Source organism: Pseudohalocynthiibacter aestuariivivens (assembly GCF_018457175.1).
Classification (GTDB): Bacteria; Pseudomonadota; Alphaproteobacteria; order Rhodobacterales; family Rhodobacteraceae; genus Pseudohalocynthiibacter; species Pseudohalocynthiibacter aestuariivivens.
Genome location: NZ_JAGFNU010000039.1, coordinates 1 through 1,707, shown reverse-complemented (window position 1 = coordinate 1,707; position 1,707 = coordinate 1). Strand labels below are relative to the sequence as shown.

The window sequence follows — 1,707 nt, the reverse complement described above, 5'->3', positions numbered from 1 at the left end:
CTTTAGTCAAGCCAAACTCAGCGCCGTCGCTGGTCAACTCAACGAGCGACCTCGAAAGACCTTGCAATACCAAACGCCAGCAGAGAAATTTGAAGCATGTGTTGCGGCGATCAGTTGAAACCACACCCGCATAGCAGACCTTGGCGTATCCCGCAGCGAACCACCGCTTCGAGCTCAGAGCGGGCGCGGGGTTGCAGTGCCGCGTGGTCCGTGAACTGCAGTAAGTGCGGTTTTATGTTGGTTGGTCGCCCCTCGACATGGTATGTTTTTTTATTTGTTGGGTTCGAGGAGTTTTAACATGCGGAGATTTTTCATCATCATTGCAGTTGGTTCTATAGTGGGGCTTTCTGCGTGCGACGAGGTCAATACGGACTTGGAGCGTGCCGTCGTGGGCGCCGCAATCGGCTGTGCCGCCGGAGAGGTACTTGCCGACGGTCGCTGCGTTGAGGGTGCCGTCGTCGGCGCGGGCGTTGGTGTCTTAACCAACTAAAACGCAGTCCCGGCCTCGGTGGTCGTTAGTCGGTTTTTTCTTTGAAACCGGCTTCGGGCGGACTGCTGGGTGCGTCGCAGCGAAGTTGGCTCTCCATCGCAGGCGACATTGCCGAGTTGGATAATGCCCACGCTCGGCAACCCTGCCGTCGAGTAGCTGCACAATTCGTAATCGTCGGTGTCGTGCCGCTCGCTGACGTATCATCGGTCGGCTTGAACGACAACTTTTCCGCACAGCAGACATCGACGCAAAGCGCTGCAAAGGTCCGGATCGAGCGGCGGACGAAGCGGACTCATTCTTGCAATGTCGTTCTAGATGATTTTCAATCTGGCTTTTGGCTGCAACTGACCGGAGGCAGAACGTGACGAAAAAGTGGATGATCCGCGAAACCACATCGGGAGACATTGCGCAGGTTCTAGCCCTCTACCCGCTAGCCTTCCCAGAGGAGGAGCTAAGACCAGTCGTGTTGGCACTTCTCGAGGACGGTCTGGATGTCCTATCACTGGCAGGGTTTGACGGGGATGCATTGGTTGCGCATGTCCTCTTCACCATTTGTGAGACTGAAGAGTGGGATCGAACCGGTGCGCTTCTTGCACCTCTCGGCGTGATACCATTGCTTCAGCGGCTGGGTTTGGGCAGTTCACTTGTCCGCGCCGGACTGGAACGGTTGGAGAAGAGGGGGATCAAGCAGGTCTTCGTTCTCGGCGATCCGGCTTATTACCAGCGTTTCGGTTTTTCGCCTGAACGGCAAGTGTTGGCCCCTTATCCCATTCCCGAAGAATGGGCGGATGCCTGGCAATCTATACTGCTAGCGGCACAGGCTCCGCTCGCTCCAGGGCGACTGTCGCTGCCTGAGCCATGGATGAATCCGGTCCTATGGAAACCGTGATCAGGGCGCAAGCGCTGGTGCACCGCCATACTTTGCTAAATGGCAGATTTGTCCCAGATCTCAGACATAAGAGCGAAACGCAGCGAATTGCTGCTTTCCGCCCGTAATACCGATGCTCAATGAGCCTTGATCCGAGCCGCTCAAACTAAACTAGTTAGTTTTCAATACTGACCTGGCTTCTTTCTCACCTGCAGACTCCTTGATGCGCTGCGTTTGGCGATGATCAGATTGGCCAAGCAGTATGGTCGGTATGGCTACAGGAAGGTCACAGCCCTTTTGCGGATGGAGGGCTGGAAGGTCAATCACAAGAAAGTCGAACGCTTATGGG

The 1,707-nt window shown here is 55.6% G+C and carries 2 protein-coding genes and 1 pseudogene; all 3 read left to right on the top strand.

Annotated elements, in window-relative coordinates:
* Positions 1-298 precede the first annotated feature (298 nt).
* Positions 299-490: a hypothetical protein gene (locus J4E70_RS19210; protein WP_213891556.1), complete on the top strand. Its 192-nt coding sequence runs from the start codon at positions 299-301 to the stop codon at positions 488-490.
* A gap of 361 nt (positions 491-851) precedes the next feature.
* A complete protein-coding gene (locus J4E70_RS19205) occupies positions 852-1,379 on the top strand; it encodes a GNAT family N-acetyltransferase (protein WP_213891555.1) in 528 nt (175 codons plus the stop codon).
* Between the two features lie 213 nt (positions 1,380-1,592).
* A pseudogene (locus J4E70_RS19200) lies at positions 1,593-1,707 on the top strand (IS3 family transposase); the annotation flags it as partial.

Coding starts and splice junctions, on each gene's coding strand:
- J4E70_RS19210 (WP_213891556.1), top strand. CDS start 299: ATGCGGAGATTTTTCATCATCATTGCAGTTGGTTCTATAGTGGGGCTT.